At 72.2% G+C, this 15,216-nt stretch carries 11 protein-coding genes and 1 pseudogene; 9 read left to right on the top strand and 3 right to left on the bottom strand.

The window, feature by feature from the left end; genetic code table 11:
* Nucleotides 1-78: 78 nt before the first annotated feature.
* The 3 genes from H295_RS0131580 to hmgA are packed head-to-tail and all read right to left on the bottom strand — an operon-like array spanning nucleotide 79 to nucleotide 3,421.
* Nucleotides 79-1,233, bottom strand: a complete 1,155-nt coding sequence (locus H295_RS0131580; protein ID WP_020139347.1) for a type ISP restriction/modification enzyme — start codon at nucleotides 1,231-1,233, stop codon at nucleotides 79-81.
* 26 nt (nucleotides 1,234-1,259) lie between these two features.
* Entirely contained in the window at nucleotides 1,260-2,009 is a 750-nt protein-coding gene (locus H295_RS0131575; RefSeq protein WP_020139346.1) for a GntR family transcriptional regulator, read from the bottom strand.
* Between the two features lie 44 nt (nucleotides 2,010-2,053).
* Nucleotides 2,054-3,421, bottom strand: coding sequence for a homogentisate 1,2-dioxygenase (hmgA, locus tag H295_RS0131570; RefSeq protein WP_020139345.1), 1,368 nt, complete (start codon nucleotides 3,419-3,421; stop codon nucleotides 2,054-2,056).
* A 173-nt stretch (nucleotides 3,422-3,594) separates the two neighbouring features.
* On the opposite strand from hmgA, the gene H295_RS48765 reads away from it, so the two are divergent.
* From H295_RS48765 to H295_RS0131525, 9 genes and pseudogenes are all read left to right on the top strand, one after another.
* Nucleotides 3,595-4,479 carry a hypothetical protein gene (locus H295_RS48765; protein WP_051135640.1) on the top strand — a complete coding sequence of 295 codons (885 nt, stop codon included), beginning with the start codon at nucleotides 3,595-3,597 and terminating at the stop codon, nucleotides 4,477-4,479.
* Between the two features lie 49 nt (nucleotides 4,480-4,528).
* Nucleotides 4,529-5,149 (top strand): TetR/AcrR family transcriptional regulator, encoded by a 621-nt coding sequence (locus H295_RS0131560; RefSeq protein ID WP_020139343.1) that lies wholly within the window; start codon nucleotides 4,529-4,531, stop codon nucleotides 5,147-5,149.
* A 77-nt stretch (nucleotides 5,150-5,226) separates the two neighbouring features.
* Nucleotides 5,227-7,458 carry a molybdopterin oxidoreductase family protein gene (locus tag H295_RS0131555; RefSeq protein WP_020139342.1) on the top strand — a complete coding sequence of 744 codons (2,232 nt, stop codon included), beginning with the start codon at nucleotides 5,227-5,229 and terminating at the stop codon, nucleotides 7,456-7,458.
* A gap of 121 nt (nucleotides 7,459-7,579) precedes the next feature.
* A complete protein-coding gene (locus H295_RS0131550) occupies nucleotides 7,580-9,004 on the top strand; it encodes a CitMHS family transporter (RefSeq protein WP_020139341.1) in 1,425 nt (474 codons plus the stop codon).
* A gap of 23 nt (nucleotides 9,005-9,027) precedes the next feature.
* Nucleotides 9,028-10,269, top strand: a complete 1,242-nt coding sequence (locus H295_RS0131545) for an MFS transporter (RefSeq protein WP_020139340.1) — start codon at nucleotides 9,028-9,030, stop codon at nucleotides 10,267-10,269.
* A gap of 101 nt (nucleotides 10,270-10,370) precedes the next feature.
* Nucleotides 10,371-11,033: a hypothetical protein gene (locus tag H295_RS0131540; protein WP_020139339.1), complete on the top strand. Its 663-nt coding sequence runs from the start codon at nucleotides 10,371-10,373 to the stop codon at nucleotides 11,031-11,033.
* A pseudogene (locus H295_RS43755) lies at nucleotides 11,020-11,781 on the top strand (class F sortase); the annotation flags it as partial. The gene H295_RS0131540 and the pseudogene H295_RS43755, both read left to right, overlap by 14 nt.
* A gap of 475 nt (nucleotides 11,782-12,256) precedes the next feature.
* Nucleotides 12,257-13,594, top strand: a complete 1,338-nt coding sequence (locus tag H295_RS0131530; protein WP_020139336.1) for an ABC transporter ATP-binding protein — start codon at nucleotides 12,257-12,259, stop codon at nucleotides 13,592-13,594.
* 224 nt (nucleotides 13,595-13,818) lie between these two features.
* Nucleotides 13,819-15,207, top strand: a complete 1,389-nt coding sequence (locus H295_RS0131525; RefSeq protein ID WP_020139335.1) for an aldehyde dehydrogenase family protein — start codon at nucleotides 13,819-13,821, stop codon at nucleotides 15,205-15,207.
* Nucleotides 15,208-15,216: the final 9 nt, after the last annotated feature.

Here is a 15,216-nt window from a genome sequence, read left to right as displayed (position 1 = left end):
GGTGCGGGTGCGTTTGTGGCTGGTCGCGCCCGCGCGGCGGTAGCCGCAAATCCAACACAGCCCCGCGCCCCTGGGGGGTCACAGCAGCGCGAACTGGCCTTCTGGGCCTTCCTCGTGGTGATCGAAGACCGACGCCGGCTTCCGAGCGCTCTCCGGCACCGGCAGTACCCCCGCCTTGCGCAGGTCGGTCAGCGTGATCTGCGACGGCAACTCGGCCTCCAAGGGCTGGAGATCCGCCAGCAGGGCCAGGACTGTGATCAGTTCCAGGAGTTCCGAGGTCCAGGTCTGGGGCCAGGTCGTCGGGCGGATCACGGCCAGGGTGCCCGGATCCGGTTCCTCGGTCCGGGCCGTGAACCACTGCTCCAGCACCCGTACCCCGCCCGCCTCGAAGTCCCAGGCCTCCGGCGGTACCGGGGAGATGCGGCCGTCGTCCAGCAGCAGGGTTTCCTCGTCGCGGTCGTAGTCCAGGGTCAGCGGGCGGGACGGCAGCGGGGCGCGGACGTACGGGCGGCGGCCGCCGGGGAGTTTCGGGCGGTCGCCGTCGCGGCGCATCAGCCACAGTGTGCGGTGGCCCGACTCCACGCCACGGGACCAGAGTTCGGGGTCCGCCGGGAGCGGGACGGTGAGGTCGGGACGTACCGCGGTCAGGATCCAGGCGAGGACGTCCAGCGGTTCCACCGGGACACCGAGCCGCGCCCGCAGGTGCTCCAGCAGGCCCGCCGCCAGGTTCGGTTCCGTGCCGCCCGGGCGCCGGTACAGCGGACGGATGCGCCCGGGGCGGAGCAGGGGAAGCAGCGAGGTCGCGAGCAGGTGCGGGCCCTGGCCCTCCGTCGGTGTCTCCACCACGAACACCTGTGACTCGTCCGCCACCCGCCACAGTTCGGGCCGGGCCGCGTCGATCAGCCGGTGGTCCGGGATCAGCCACTGCTCGTCGAAGGGCGCGGACAGGACCCTTACCGGCTCCGGGCAGGGGCCGGAGGCGCGCGCGAGGCGCTCGGTGCCGCCCGACCGCCCCGGCAGCTGTCCGACTGCCGAGCGCAGGGTACGGGACCGGGTCGGCTCGAACAGGGCTTCCCGGTCCGGGCCCTCGGCTTTCAGCAGCGCGTCCCAGCGGGCCTTCAGTGAGGCCGCGTCGGGACCCGCCGGCCACCCCCGGCCGAGCCGCGGCGGTGCGACGGACCACGGCATGAGGTCCGCGAGTGGCGGAGCGTCGTCGTGCGTCACGCTGGGCATCGTACGACTTGTAACGGACCGTGCGTTCACGTGGCGTCCAGGGTGACGGTGAAGGAGAAGCGGTCGCCGCGGTAGTGGATCACCGCCGCGTCCAGCACCCGGCCCTCCCCGTCGTACGCGAGGCCCGTGTAGTGCAGGATCGGGCTGAGCAGCGGCACTTGGAGCAGCCGGGCCGTCTCCGGGTCCGCGAGCCGTGCCTCCACGGTGTCCGTGATGCGGCTGATGTCCGCCCCGACGACATCCCGCAGCACCTTCGTCATCGGCCAGCGCACCAGGTCGGTCGGGTCGATGCGGGCGGCCAGTTCGGGGCGGACGTAGTTGCGGGCGTGGTTGGTCGGCTCGCCCGTCCGCTCGTCGCTTCTCAGTCGGTGGTACGCCGCCACCTCGTCCAACGCCGGGAAGTGCTCGGCGAGTTCGGCCGGCACGGCGGACTTGCCGTGGTCCAGCAGCTCGGTGGTCATACCGGACTGCTGGGCCACGATCGCGTCCACCGAGCCGAGCAGCCGGACCGGGCTGCCCCTTCTCGCGTCCGGCTCGATGAACGTGCCCCGGCGGCGGTGCCGGGTGATGAGCCCCTCGTCCTCCAGCTCCTTCAGCGCCTGCCGCATGGTCAGCACGCTCACGCCGTAGTGCCCGGCGAGCTGTTCCTCGGTGGGCAGGCGGAGCGGGTCCTGGGGCGAGCGGCCGAGTATGGAGGCGCGCAGCGACTGCGACACCTGGTACCAGAGCGGCAGCTTGCGGTTCAGGACGATCGAGTCCGGAGCGAAGGAGGTCACGGGCTATCCGTACCTTTCGCGGATCGGTCAGTGCAACGGTCGGCTCAGTGCGACGGGCGGAAGTGGCGTTCCAGGCCCCGCCACACGTCGTCGTAGTGCGGCTGGAGATGGTCCGCCCGGGCCGCGTGCGCGGTGAGCGTCACCGGCCAGCGGGTCTCGAACATGAACGCGAGTCCGTCGTCGATCTTCTGCGGCCGCAGCTCGGCCGCGCTCGCCCGGTCGAACGTCTCCCGGTCGGGTCCGTGCGCCGACATCATGTTGTGCAGCGAGCCGCCGCCCGGCACGAACCCTCCCTTCCCGGCGGTCTTGGCGTCGTACGCGCCCTCGATCAGGCCCATGTACTCGCTCATCACGTTCCGGTGGAAGTACGGCGGCCGGAAGGTGTCCTCGCCGACCAGCCAGCGCGGCGCGAAGACCACGAAGTCGACGCCGGCCAGCCCCGGGGTGTCCGACGGGGAGGTCAGCACGGTGAAGATCGACGGGTCGGGGTGGTCGTAGGAGATGGAGCCGATGACGTTGAAGCGGCGCAGGTCGTAGACGTACGGCACGTGGTTGCCGTGCCAGGCGACCACGTCGAGGGGGGAGTGGTCGTAGGTCGCCGTCCAGAGGTTGCCGCAGAACTTGTTGACCACCTCCACCGGCCCCTCCACGTCCTCGTACGCGGCGACGGGGGCCCGGAAGTCGCGGGCGTTGGCGAGGCCGTTGGCGCCGATGGGGCCGAGGTCGGGGAGCTGGAAGGGGGCGCCGTAGTTCTCGCACACATATCCGCGGGCGGACTCGTCCAGCAGCTCCACACGGAAGCGCACCCCACGGGGGAGCAGCGCCACATGTCCGGGTTCCACATGCAGCAGCCCGAACTCGGTGCGCAGCAGCAGTCCGCCGCGCTCGGGGACGATCAGCAGCTCGCCGTCGGCGTCGCTGAAGACGCGGTCCATGGAGTCGGTGGCGTGGTAGAGGTGCACGGCCATGCCGGTGCGCTGGGTGACGTCGCCGTTGCCGCCGAGGGTCCACAGGCCGGCCAGGAAGTCGGTGCCCTCGGCGGGCTCCGGCAGCGGGTCCCAGCGCAGCCGGTTGGGGTCCGGGACCGACTCGGTGAAGGGGGCCGTACGGATCCGGCCGTGGTGGGTGTGGGTGAACGCCGGGTGCGCGGCCGAGGGGCGGATCCGGTACAGCCAGGAGCGGCGGTTGTGGGCGCGCGGCTCGGTGAAGGCCGTACCGCTGAGCTGCTCGGCGTAGAGGCCGAGGGGGGCGCGCTGGGGGGCGTTGCGGCCCTCGGGGAGGGCGCCCGGGACGGCCTCCGAGGCATGCTCGTTGCCGAATCCGGAGAGGTACGTCAGTCCTTCGGCGGTCTTGCGTGCGTCGCCGCGTGTGCTCGCCGCGTCCTCGCGTGTGCTCGCTGCGTCCCCGCTCATGGCCGCTCCCTTGCGATCTGATTCCTGTGGACTACCGTAGGATTGCGGTTTCGGCGGCGCAAGAGGCCGTCGCGTGGAACCGATTTCCCCGCTCGTGACCTCCTCAGGGATGAGGACGAGAACAGACCACAGGGGGATTCTCGGTGTCGTACCCGTGTTCTAGGCTCGCCGGCATGTCGTGGACGCGGGGACTCCTTGCCGCGCTCGCGGTCTGTGTCGTGCTGGTGACCGGATCCGTGAGTTGTGGCGCCAGTGGGGAGCAGGGGCAGGGGGAGGGCCAGTCGGTCTCGCCGGTGGGCAAGGTCCTCGGCGACACCGACGGCGAGGGGCGGCACTACCGCGAGGTGGACAAGAAGAACGCCCCCGAGGTCGGCATAGAGGTGCAGCCCGCCACGGACGACTGCTGGTCGGTGCGGCTGACCGTCGAGAACTTCGCGTTCTCGCCCGCCGGCACCCAGGCCGAGGCGGTCTCCGGCCGGGGCGTCGCCGTCCTCCTCGTGGACGACCGCCCGGTCACCACCCTGCGCACTCCCACGTACCGGCTCGCCGCCGCGTACGTCCCGCAGGGCACCCACAAGGTCACCGCCCGCCTCTACGCCGACGACGGCACCGTGTGGGCCGTGGACGGCGACCCGGTGGAGAGCACGGCGGACGTCACGGCGTCGAAGCCGCAGACGCCGACGAGCCCGGCGGCCGGGACCCCCGGGGCGGAGCCGACGGCGGGTGCGGAGTCCGTTCCGGGCGGGGGTGACTCCGGGGCGCGGTTTGCGGCGACCGCCGGTGGCAGTGGCAGTGGCAGTGGCAGTCGCAGTGGCAGCGGCTCCGGCGCGAGGCTCGTGAACGGTGCCGACGACGGCCCCGCCGGGACGCGGCTCACCGTGGGCACGCAATACGAGGTCCACGCGACATGGCTCACGGCGCCCAGGCGCGACGGCGCCCGAGCAACGTCGACCACAGCAGGCACAGGCATCGGCGCTCTCTCGACGCCGATCACCGCGAGCGCCCGCCCCGGCGCCCCCGCGCAGCGGATCGCGGTGCCTACCGGAGTCCGCGTATGAGCGCCGCAGGCACCCCGTGGGGTTCACCCGACCTCGGTGGAAAGGCATCATGAAGCCCGTGCCCCAAGCGACCCCGCTCCGCCGTGCCCCCGTGCAGCGGCGCAGTGCCGAACGGCTGACCAGAATCCTCGACGCCTGCGCCGACCTGCTCGACGAGGTCGGCTACGACAACCTGAGCACCCGCGCCGTCGCCCTGCGTGCCGGCGTCCCCATCGGCTCGGTCTACCGCTTCTTCGGCAACAAGCGGCAGATGGCCGACGCCCTCGCCCAGCGCAACCTCGAACGCTTCACCGAGCGGGTCACCGAACGCCTCCGGGAGTCGGGCGAGGAGGACGGCTGGCGGACCGCGATGGACGTCGTCCTGGACGAGTACCTCGCCATGAAACGCACCGCCCCCGGCTTCTCCCTCGTCGACTTCGGCAACCAGATCCCCGTCGGCGCCCGCCACGCCGAACCCAACCACCGCGTCGCCGACCGCCTCACCGACCTGCTCTCCGGCTACCTCTCCCGTGAACCCGACGACGACCTCCGCCGCACCTTCCTGATCGCCACGGAGACCGCGGACACCCTGGTCCATCTGGCCTTCCGGATGGCACCGGAGGGGGACGAGCGGATCATCCAGGAGATGCGGGAGATGCTGCGGGCGTATCTGGCACGCGTTCTGGACTGAGTCCCGGCAACCCCTCCCCTCCGTCCATACCGGTCGGTATGCTCACCCGGACTGGCACCGCTGCCCCGGGAGGACCCGTGTCCCGCACCGCTCTGCGTATCTGCCCCCTGTGCGAGGCCACCTGTGGTCTGACGCTCACGGTCGAGGGGACCCGGGTCACCGGGGCCCGCGGCGACCGCGAGGACGTGTTCAGCAAGGGGTTCATCTGCCCGAAGGGCGCCGCCTTCGGTGCCGTGGACGGCGATCCCGACCGGCTGCGCACCCCCCTCGTGCGCCAGGACGGGGAGTTGCGCCAGGCCACCTGGGAGGAGGCCTTCGACGCGGTCGCCGCCGGGATCCGGGGCGTCGTCGAGCGGTCCGGGCCGAACTCGGTCGGGGTGGTCCTCGGCAACCCCAACGTGCACACCATGGCCGGCGCCCTCTACCCGCCGGTGCTGCTCGCCGGACTCGGCACCCGCAGCGTCTTCACCGCCTCCACGGTCGACCAGATGCCCAAGCACGTCTCCAGCGGCCTGCTGTACGGCGACGCCAACGCCATACCGGTGCCCGACCTCGACCACACCGACCACCTGCTCCTCCTCGGTGCCAACCCCCTCGAGTCCAACGGGAGTCTGTGCACCGCCCCCGACTTCCCCGGCAAGCTCAAGGCGCTCAAGGCCCGTGGCGGCACCCTCACCGTCGTCGACCCCCGCCGTACCCGCACCGCCCGGCTCGCCGACCGGCACATCGCCATCCGGCCCGGCACCGACGCGTTGCTCCTCGCCGCGATGGCTCACGTGCTCTTCGAGGAAGACCTCGTGGACACCGGGGAGTTGGCCCCCCACCTCCAGGGACTCGACGAACTCCGGGAAGCCGTACGGGACTTCACCCCCGAAGCCGTCGCCGCCGCCTGTGACGTGGACGCCTCGCTGACACGCACCCTCGCCCGCGAACTCGCCGCCGCCCCGACCGCAGCCGTGTACGGCCGGATCGGCAGCTGCACGGTCCCGCACGGCACCCTCGCGAGCTGGCTCGTCGACGTGCTCACCATCCTCACCGGCAACCTCGACCGGCCCGGCGGCGCCCTCTTCCCGCAGGCCGCCACCGACCGCACCCCCCGGCCCGCCGGACCCAGCCACGGCTTCGCCCTCGGACGCTGGCACTCCCGGGTCGGCCGACACCCCGAGGCCAAGGGCGAGTTGCCCCTCTCCGCGCTCGCCGAGGAGATCGACACCGCGACCCCGGAGGGCGAGCCGATCCGGGCGCTGATCGCCGTCGCCGCCAACCCCGTCCTGTCCGCCCCCGACGGCGACCGCCTCGACAAGGCCCTCGGCTCCCTGGACTTCATGGTCAGCGTGGACCCGTACCTCAACGAGACCTCGCGCCACGCCCACGTCGTGCTGCCGCCGCCCCCGCCCTCCCAGAGCCCGCACCACGACTTCGCCTTCAACACCCTCGCCGTCCGCAACCAGGTCCGCTACACCCGCCCCGCCGTCCCGCTGGAGCCCGGCCGGATCGCGGAGACGGAGATCCTCGCCCGGCTGGTCCTCGCCGCCACCGGCATGCACGGCGCCGACCCGTCCGCCGTGGACGACCTGGTCGTCGGCCAGACCCTCGCCAAGGCGGTCAAGGAGACCCACTCGCCCGTGCACGGCCGCGACCCGCAGGAACTCGCCGCCCTCCTCCAGGGCGACACCGGCCCCGAGCGGCGGCTCGACATGATGCTGCGCCTCGGTCCCTACGGCGAGGGCTTCGGCGTACGACCGGACGGGCTGAGCCTGACGAAGCTGCTCGCGCACCCGCACGGCATCGACCTCGGACCGCTGACGTCCCGGCTGCCGCAGCCGCTGAAGACCCGCAGCGGCAAGGTCGAGCTGCTGCCGGGGCCGATCGCGGACGACCTGCCCCGGCTGCGGGAGGCCCTGCGGCAGCGGGCCGACGGACTCGTCCTCATCGGCCGCAGGCACCTGCGCTCCAACAACAGCTGGATGCACAACGTCCCCGCGCTCACCGGCGGCACCAACCGCTGCACCCTGCACATCCACCCCGAGGACGCGCAGGACCTGCGGCTCGTCGACGGCCAGCTGGTCGGGATCAAGGGGGCCGGGGGAGCGGTGACCGCGCCGGTGGAGATCACCGACACGGTACGGCGGGGCGTGGTGAGCCTGCCGCACGGCTGGGGCCACGACCGCCCCGGAACCCGGCTGCGGCACGCGGCCCAGGACCCCGGTGTCAATGTGAACCAGCTGCTCGACGGCACCCTCCTGGACCCCCTGTCAGGCAACGCGGTCCTCAACGGAGTGCCCGTCGAACTGATCGCAAGTCCGTGACCTGGAGTTTTGCGCTTATTGCTCGCACGTCAACGTCTTGTTAACGCCAAACGAACGGACCTAACGTCGTCGAACCGCCGGCCCTGGTGGGAGTTCAAGGGCGAACGTTAGGTATCCACTCATGTTGACCATCCTCGGCTTCGCCATGATCGCGACCTTCCTGGTCCTGATCATGATGAAGAAGATGTCGCCGATCGCGGCGCTCGTGCTGATCCCGGCACTGTTCTGTGTCTTCGTCGGGAAGGGCGCCAAGCTCGGTGACTACGTCATCGACGGCGTCACCAGCCTCGCCCCCACGGCGGCGATGCTCATGTTCGCGATCGTCTACTTCGGTGTGATGATCGACGTCGGCCTCTTCGACCCGGTCGTGCGCGGGATCCTGAAGTTCTGCAAGGCCGACCCGATGCGGATCGTGGTCGGCACCGCGGTGCTCGCCGCGATCGTCTCGCTCGACGGTGACGGCTCGACCACCTTCATGATCACCGTCTCGGCGATGTACCCGCTGTACAAGCGCCTGAAGATGAGCCTGGTCGTGATGACCGGTGTCGCCGCCATGGCCAACGGCGTGATGAACACGCTGCCCTGGGGCGGTCCGACGGCCCGCGCGGCCACCGCGCTGAAGGTCGACGCCAGCGACATCTTCGTCCCGATGATCCCGGCCCTGGCCGTCGGCCTGCTGGGCGTCTTCGTCCTCTCGTACGTCCTCGGCATGCGCGAGCGCAAGCGGCTGGGCGTGCTCACGCTGGGCGACGTCCTCGTCGAGGAGAAGGTCGAGGAGAAGGAGACCGAGTCCGTCCTGGTCGGCGCCGGCTCCGGCGGCTCCGGCACCGGCAAGTCCGCGGCCGTCACCGGCGGTTCGGGCTCCGGCACCGACGCGGACGACGAGGCGGACGAGCAGAAGCGCTTCCAGGTCCTCGACCCGAACCGCCCCACCCTGCGCCCCAGGCTGTACTGGTTCAACGCGCTGCTCACGGTCGCCCTGCTCACCTGCATGATCATGGAGTGGCTGCCGATCCCGGTGCTGTTCCTGCTCGGCGCCGCGCTCGCGCTCACCGTCAACTTCCCGCACATCCCCGACCAGAAGGCGCGCCTGGCCGCGCACGCGGACAACGTCCTCAACGTCTCCGGCATGGTCTTCGCCGCCGCCGTCTTCACCGGCGTCCTCCAGGGCACCGGCATGGTCGACCACATGGCCCGCTGGATGGTCGACGTCATCCCCGCCGGCATGGGCCCGCACATGGCCCTGGTCACCGGTGTGCTGAGCCTCCCGCTCACCTACTTCATGTCGAACGACGGCTTCTACTTCGGTGTCCTGCCGGTCCTCGCCGAGGCCGGTGCCGCGCACGGCGTCACCCCGCTGGAGATGGCCCGCGCCTCCCTCGTCGGCCAGCCCCTGCACATGTCGAGCCCGCTCGTCCCGGCCGTGTACGTCCTGGTCGGCATGGCCAAGGTGGAGTTCGGCGACCACACGAAGTTCGTGGTCAAGTGGGCCGCGCTCACATGCCTCGTGATCCTCGGGGCAGGCATCCTCTTCGGAATCATCTGATCCATCTCCAGGGAGACTTGAACATGGCGCCCGGTGGGAACCGCGGCTGGCTGCTCCGCCTCGTCATCGCCTTCAGCTTCACGCAGGGGGCGGTGTCGATGGCACGGCCCGCCGTCTCCTACCGGGCCCTCGCGCTGGGCGCGGACGAACGCGCGATCGGTGTCATCGCCGGTGTGTACGCGCTGCTCCCGCTGTTCGCCGCCGTACCGCTGGGCCGCCGTACGGACCACGGGCGGTGCGCGCCGCTGCTGCCCGTGGGAGTGGTGCTCATCTCCGGCGGGTGCGCGCTGAGCGGGCTCGCGAACTCCCTGTGGACGATGGCGGTCTGGAGCGGGGTGATGGGGCTCGGCCACCTCTGCTTCGTCATCGGCTCCCAGTCCCTGGTCGCCCGCCAGTCCGCCCCGCACGAACAGGACCGCAACTTCGGTCACTTCACCATCGGCGTCTCCCTCGGCCAGCTGGTGGGCCCGCTCGCGGCAGGCGCCCTGATCGGCGGTTCCGACCGGGCGGGCACCAGCGCGCTCGCGCTGCTCGTCGCGGGCGCGGGGGCGGCGGTCTCGTTCACCTCGCTGTGGCGCATCGAGCACCGCGACACGGCGGCCACGTCCCGTACCGGGCCCGGCGACCGGGTCCCCGTCGGACGCATCCTGCGTGCCCGGGGCGTGCCCGGCGGCATCTTCGTGAGCCTGTCCGTGCTGTCCGCCACCGACATCCTCACCGCGTACCTCCCGGTGGTCGGCGAGCACCGGGGCATCGCCCCCTCGGTGATCGGCCTGCTGCTGAGCCTGCGCGCGGCCGCGACCATCGCCTGCCGTCTGGTGCTGACTCCGCTGCTACGGCTGTTGGGGCGCGCGCCGCTCCTCACCGTGACGTGTCTGCTGGGCGCCCTCCTGTGCGCGGGCGTCGCAGTGCCGGTCCCGGTGTGGGCGCTGGCGGTGATGCTCGCGCTGCTCGGCTTCTGCCTAGGGGTCGGACAGCCGCTGTCCATGACGACGGTCGTCCAGGCCGCCCCCGACGGCGCCCGCTCCACCGCCCTCGCCCTGCGGCTGACCGGCAACCGCCTCGGCCAGGTCGCCGCACCGGCCACCGCGGGGCTGGTGGCGGGGGTCGCGGGAGTGGCGGCGCCGTTCGTGATGCTGGGCGGCCTGCTGCTGGTGTCGTCGGGAGTCGCGCTGCGCTCATCGTCGCGGCGCGAGGAAGGGGCCGGACCGGCCGCGGGGGAGCGGCCGAAGCGCTCGGGATTGCGCCGCACGAGCGATATCTGACGGCGCGCCGGGCGTCGATGCGGCCGACCGCCGCGCACATGAAGCAGAGTCCTCGCGAAAGAACGATTTGTATGAAAATCGTCTGAATCAGAGGAGCGCGCATGCCCAGCCTGACACTCCCACGTGGTCTCCGCGCCCGCGCGGGTGCCACTGTCGTCCTCACCGCCCTCGCCGCGTCCGGCGCCTCCTGGGTGGCGGCACCCGCCGCCTCGGCCGCAGGAGAGAACGGCGACATCAGGATCCACCGAGTGGGCGTGCCCTACGGCGTCTCGAAGGACGACCCCCGGGTCTGCAAGTTCTACCTGGATGCCGTCAACTTCGACGTTCTCACCACCATCGCCTACACCATCACCCCCCAGCCCCCGCTGCCCACCGCCGCGACGGTGACCGGCGCCGTCCAGCTCGCCGGAGGTGCCGGCCACACCGACCCGCTGGGGGTGGCGGACGGACAGTACAAGATCACGTGGATCGTGGCGGGTGTCACCAAGGAGAAGGTCTTCCGCGTCAACTGCCATGAGACCGACCGCGACGGCGGGCGCCGTCCGGGCGACCAGATCGAGGACCGGCAGCAGGGCGGCGGCGGGGCCTGGGGTCAGAGCGACTCCAACGGCCCGAAGGGCGGTGTGCACGCGGGTGGCGGCGGTCTCGTGGACACCGCGGCCGCGTACGCGCCGGTGGCCGGTGCCGGTGCGGTCGGCCTGGTGGCGGTCGGCGGCGTCGCCTGGTTCCGGCAGAACCGCCGTCGGCCCCATGGCGCCGCGTAGGCGCCGACGCAGGCCCTGGTACCGGACCCGCGCCTACCGCCTCACCAGGACGGCCCTGCTCACGGTCGTCCTGGTGACGACGGGGGTGCGGTGCACGGCCGACGACGGGCCGCCCCTGCCGGACGGGCCCGGCGGCCCGGACGCCGTGGCGGCCGCCGGCCCGGACGCGAAGGTGGCCGGTGGGCCGGACGCGAAGGTGGCCGGTGGACCGGGAGCGGCCGTGGGGTCGACTCCCTCGGCCCGCCGCCCGCCACGGAGCACCCCGCCGCGCACGCCCCCGCCGCGCCCGTTGTCCCGGTCCCGGCCGACGTCCCTGCGCATTCCGTCCCTGGGCATCAACGCCCCGGTCATGGGCCTCGGGCTCATCAAGGGCCGGGAGCTGGCGACACCGCCGGTCGACAAGCCGAAGCTCGTGGGCTGGTACGAGGGCGGCCCGACCCCCGGTGAGGCCGGCACGGCGATCGCCGTGGGCCACCGCGACACCAGGACCGGCCCCGCCGTCTTCGCCGCTCTCGCCGAGGTGAAGCCCGGCAACGTGATCGAGGCGCGGCGCGCGGACGGCCGTACCGCCGTCTACGCCGTGGACCGGGTGAAGGTCTTCGACAAGGCGGGCTTCCCCGACAAGGAGGTCTACGGCTCCTCCCGGCGCCCGGAACTGCGCGTGATCACCTGCGGCGGGCTCTTCACCAGACGGACGGGCTACACCAGCAACGTCGTGGTCTTCGCCCACCTCGTCCGGACCCGCGAGCCCCGGCCCGGCCCGACCCGACCCGCAGGGCCCCAGAGCCTCGGGCAGCCGAGTCCCGGGCTCCGGAGCCCCGGGGCCTCGAGTCCCGGCTTCCAGAGCCCCGGGCCCGCAACCTCAGGACTCCAGAGCCCCGGGGCCGCACGTCCCGGGTCCTCGGACCCCGGGCTCCCAGGTCCCGGCTCCCGCGTCCCCGATCCCCCGGACAACGGCCCCCGGAGCTACCTGCCGCAGGACCCCGACCCCCGGAATCGCGGGCCCGAGGTCCCCGGGTGGCAGCCGTCGACGAGCGTGGCGGTGCGCTGAATCAGGTCGTCCGCTTTCTCAGGGACTGGACGGGAGTGCCGGATCCCGCCCAGTCCCTTCCCCCCGCCGGGTGCGTTCCGTTAACTTCCGTGACGCACAGCCCCGTGCGAGCCGGCCGGGGTCGTCCGATCGCGGAGCACCAACGCCTGAGTCAGCCCCCGGGGGCACTGCCATGACACGCTCCATCTCCCTGCACGACGTGAGCAAGACGTACACCCGAGGCGCCCGGGTGGTGGACCGTCTCACGCTCGACATCGCGCCCGGCGAGTTCCTCGTCCTGCTCGGCCCCTCCGGCTGCGGCAAGTCCACCGTCCTGCGCATGATCGCCGGGCTGGAGGAGATCACCGACGGCGAGCTCAGGCTCGACGGCGAGTACGCCAACGACCTGGGGCCCGCCGAGCGGCGCATGGCGATGGTGTTCCAGAACTTCGCCCTCTACCCGAACATGACGACCCGCGCGAACATCGGCTTCCCGCTCCGCATCGAGGCCCCCGGCGCGGACCCGCGCCCGCGCGTGGACGCCACCGCCCGCATGCTGGGCATCGAGGACCTCCTCGACCGCTACCCGGGCCAGCTCTCCGGCGGTGAACGCCAGCGCGTGGCGATGGGCCGGGCCATCTCCCGCCACCCCTCCGCCTTCCTGATGGACGAGCCTCTGTCCAACCTCGACGCCAAGCTCCGCAACCACCTGCGCGCCGAGATAGCGAGCCTCACCCGCGAGCTGGGCGTCACCACCGTCTACGTCACCCACGACCAGGCCGAGGCCATGTCGCTGGGCGACCGGGTCGCCGTACTGCGCGGGGGAGTCCTCCAGCAGGTCGACTCCCCGCGCTCGGTGTACGCCCTGCCCCGCAACGTCTTCGTCGCCGCGTTCATCGGCACCCCGCGCATCAACCTCCTGCGCGGCCTGGTCCGGGCCCCGCTGGACGGAGCCATGACCATCAGCCTCGGCAAGCAGTACCTGCGGCTGCCCGAACCGCTCTCCCTGGACCACCAGTTGCTCCGCGTCCAGCAGGGCCGTGAGGTCATCGTCGGTCTGCGCTCGGAGGCCGTCCGCATCGCCCACCCCGGCTCCGCCCGGCCCGGCGAGATGCCGATCACCGGCCTGGTCGAGCACGTGGAGTTCCAGGGGCACGAGGTCCTCGTGCACTTCAACACCGGTTCCCGTCCGGCCCACGTCCCCGACCTGGAGGCCGCGCGCCCCACCGTCCGCCCGGCGGCCCGGCGCCGCCGTGACGGCACTGTCCTGAACCGCCTCAGAGAGCGCGCCGGCTCCCTGCGGGCGGGCCCGGTCGTGGTCCTGGACGACGCGCCGGACCCCGGTCCCGGCGCCACGCCGCCCGACCCCCGCCTCCCCGGCGACCTGGTCGTGCGCACCACCCCGGACATCGACCTCCGCCGCGGCATGCAGGTCCCCCTCCTGGTCGACATCTCCCACCTGTTCGTCTTCGACCAGCACGGCGAGCGCATCTGCCCGTCCCCGGACCGCCTTCCGGACCTGGACGAGTGAACCGCGTGCGCACCGACGGGGCGCTGGCCACGCAGGGCGGACACGGACGGTGGCGGGACGTGAGCCCGTAGGTTCGCCGGATGTCCCGGGGTCGTCCGGCCCGCCCGGTTCTGATCTCCTGGGGTCTTCCACCCCGCCCTGGCGCCGAAAAACTATCGCCGCTAGTTTGTGGGCTGGACTTTGTGAGCCGGACGACGACACGGCCCAGCCCGGGAGGACGCACCATGAAGGCGCACGACGGCATGTACATCGACGGCGAGTGGCGCACGGCCACCGGACCGGACGTGATCGAGGTCGTGAACCCGGTCGACGAACAGGTCATCGCGCGGGTCCCGGCGGGCACCGCCGAGGACGTCGACCTCGCCGTACGGGCCGCCCGCGCCGCTCTCCCGGCCTGGGCGGCGACCGCTCCGGCCGAGCGGGCCGCCCGGCTGGCCGCCCTCCGGGACGTGCTGGCCGCCCGCAAGGACGAGATCGCCGATACGGTCACCGCCGAACTCGGCTCGCCCCTGAAGTTCTCGCAGAACGTCCACGCGGCCGTCCCCGTCGCGGTCGCCGGGTCCTACGCCGAACTGGCCGCGACCCACCCCTTCGAGGAGAAGATCGGCAACTCCACGGTCCACCTGGAGCCGGTCGGTGTGGTCGCCGCGATCACCCCCTGGAACTACCCGTTGCACCAGATCGTCGCCAAGGTCGCCCCGGCGCTCGCGGCGGGATGCACCGTGGTCCTGAAGCCCGCCGAGGACACCCCGCTGGTCGCCCAGCTGTTCGCCGAGGCGGTCCACGAGGCGGGCGTCCCGGCCGGTATCCTCAACCTGGTCACCGGTCTCGGCCCGGTCGCCGGACAGGCCCTCGCCGAGCACCCCGGGGTCGACCTGGTCTCCTTCACCGGCTCCACCGCCGTCGGCCGGCAGATCGGCGCGACCGCAGGTGCCGCCCTGAAGAAGGTCGCCCTGGAACTCGGCGGCAAGTCCGCCAACGTCATCCTGCCGAGCGCCGACCTCGCCAAGGCCGTCAACGTCGGTGTCGCCAACGTGATGTCCAACTCCGGCCAGACGTGCAGTGCCTGGACCCGGATGCTGGTCCACCGGGACCAGTACGACGAGGCCGTCGAGCTGGCCGCCGCCGCTGCCGCGAAGTACGGCGAGCGCATCGGCCCCGTCGTCAACGCCAAGCAGCAGGCGCGGGTGCGCGGTTACATCGAGAAGGGCGTGGCCGAGGGTGCCCGCCTGGTCGCCGGAGGCCCCGAATCCCCGCGCGAGCAGGGCTACTTCGTCGCCCCGACGGTCTTCGCCGACGTGACACCCGAGATGACGATCGCCCAGGAGGAGATCTTCGGCCCGGTCCTGTCGATCCTGCGCTACGAGGACGAGGAGGACGCCCTGCGCATCGCCAACGGCACGGTGTACGGGCTCGCGGGCGCCGTCTGGGCCGGCGAGGAGGCGGAGGCGGTGGCCTTCGCGCGCAGGATGGACACCGGGCAGGTCGACATCAACGGCGGCCGCTTCAACCCCCTTGCCCCCTTCGGCGGTTACAAGCAGTCCGGCGTCGGCCGCGAGCTCGGCCCGCACGGGCTCACCGAGTACCTCCAGACCAAGTCCCTCCAGTTCTAGGAGCCTTCA

Source organism: Streptomyces sp. 351MFTsu5.1, from assembly GCF_000383655.1.
Taxonomy (GTDB): Bacteria; Actinomycetota; Actinomycetes; order Streptomycetales; family Streptomycetaceae; genus Streptomyces; species Streptomyces griseorubiginosus.
Note: the sequence above shows the minus strand (reverse complement) of the source record. Positions and strands in the feature narration are given on the sequence as shown.

Coding starts and splice junctions, on each gene's coding strand:
- H295_RS0131525 (WP_020139335.1), top strand. CDS start 13,819: ATGAAGGCGCACGACGGCATGTACATCGACGGCGAGTGGCGCACGGCC.
- H295_RS0131560 (WP_020139343.1), top strand. CDS start 4,529: ATGAAGCCCGTGCCCCAAGCGACCCCGCTCCGCCGTGCCCCCGTGCAG.
- H295_RS0131540 (WP_020139339.1), top strand. CDS start 10,371: ATGCCCAGCCTGACACTCCCACGTGGTCTCCGCGCCCGCGCGGGTGCC.
- H295_RS0131550 (WP_020139341.1), top strand. CDS start 7,580: ATGTTGACCATCCTCGGCTTCGCCATGATCGCGACCTTCCTGGTCCTG.
- H295_RS0131545 (WP_020139340.1), top strand. CDS start 9,028: ATGGCGCCCGGTGGGAACCGCGGCTGGCTGCTCCGCCTCGTCATCGCC.
- H295_RS0131530 (WP_020139336.1), top strand. CDS start 12,257: ATGACACGCTCCATCTCCCTGCACGACGTGAGCAAGACGTACACCCGA.
- H295_RS48765 (WP_051135640.1), top strand. CDS start 3,595: ATGTCGTGGACGCGGGGACTCCTTGCCGCGCTCGCGGTCTGTGTCGTG.
- hmgA (WP_020139345.1), bottom strand. CDS start 3,421: ATGAGCGGGGACGCAGCGAGCACACGCGAGGACGCGGCGAGCACACGC.
- H295_RS0131580 (WP_020139347.1), bottom strand. CDS start 1,233: ATGCCCAGCGTGACGCACGACGACGCTCCGCCACTCGCGGACCTCATG.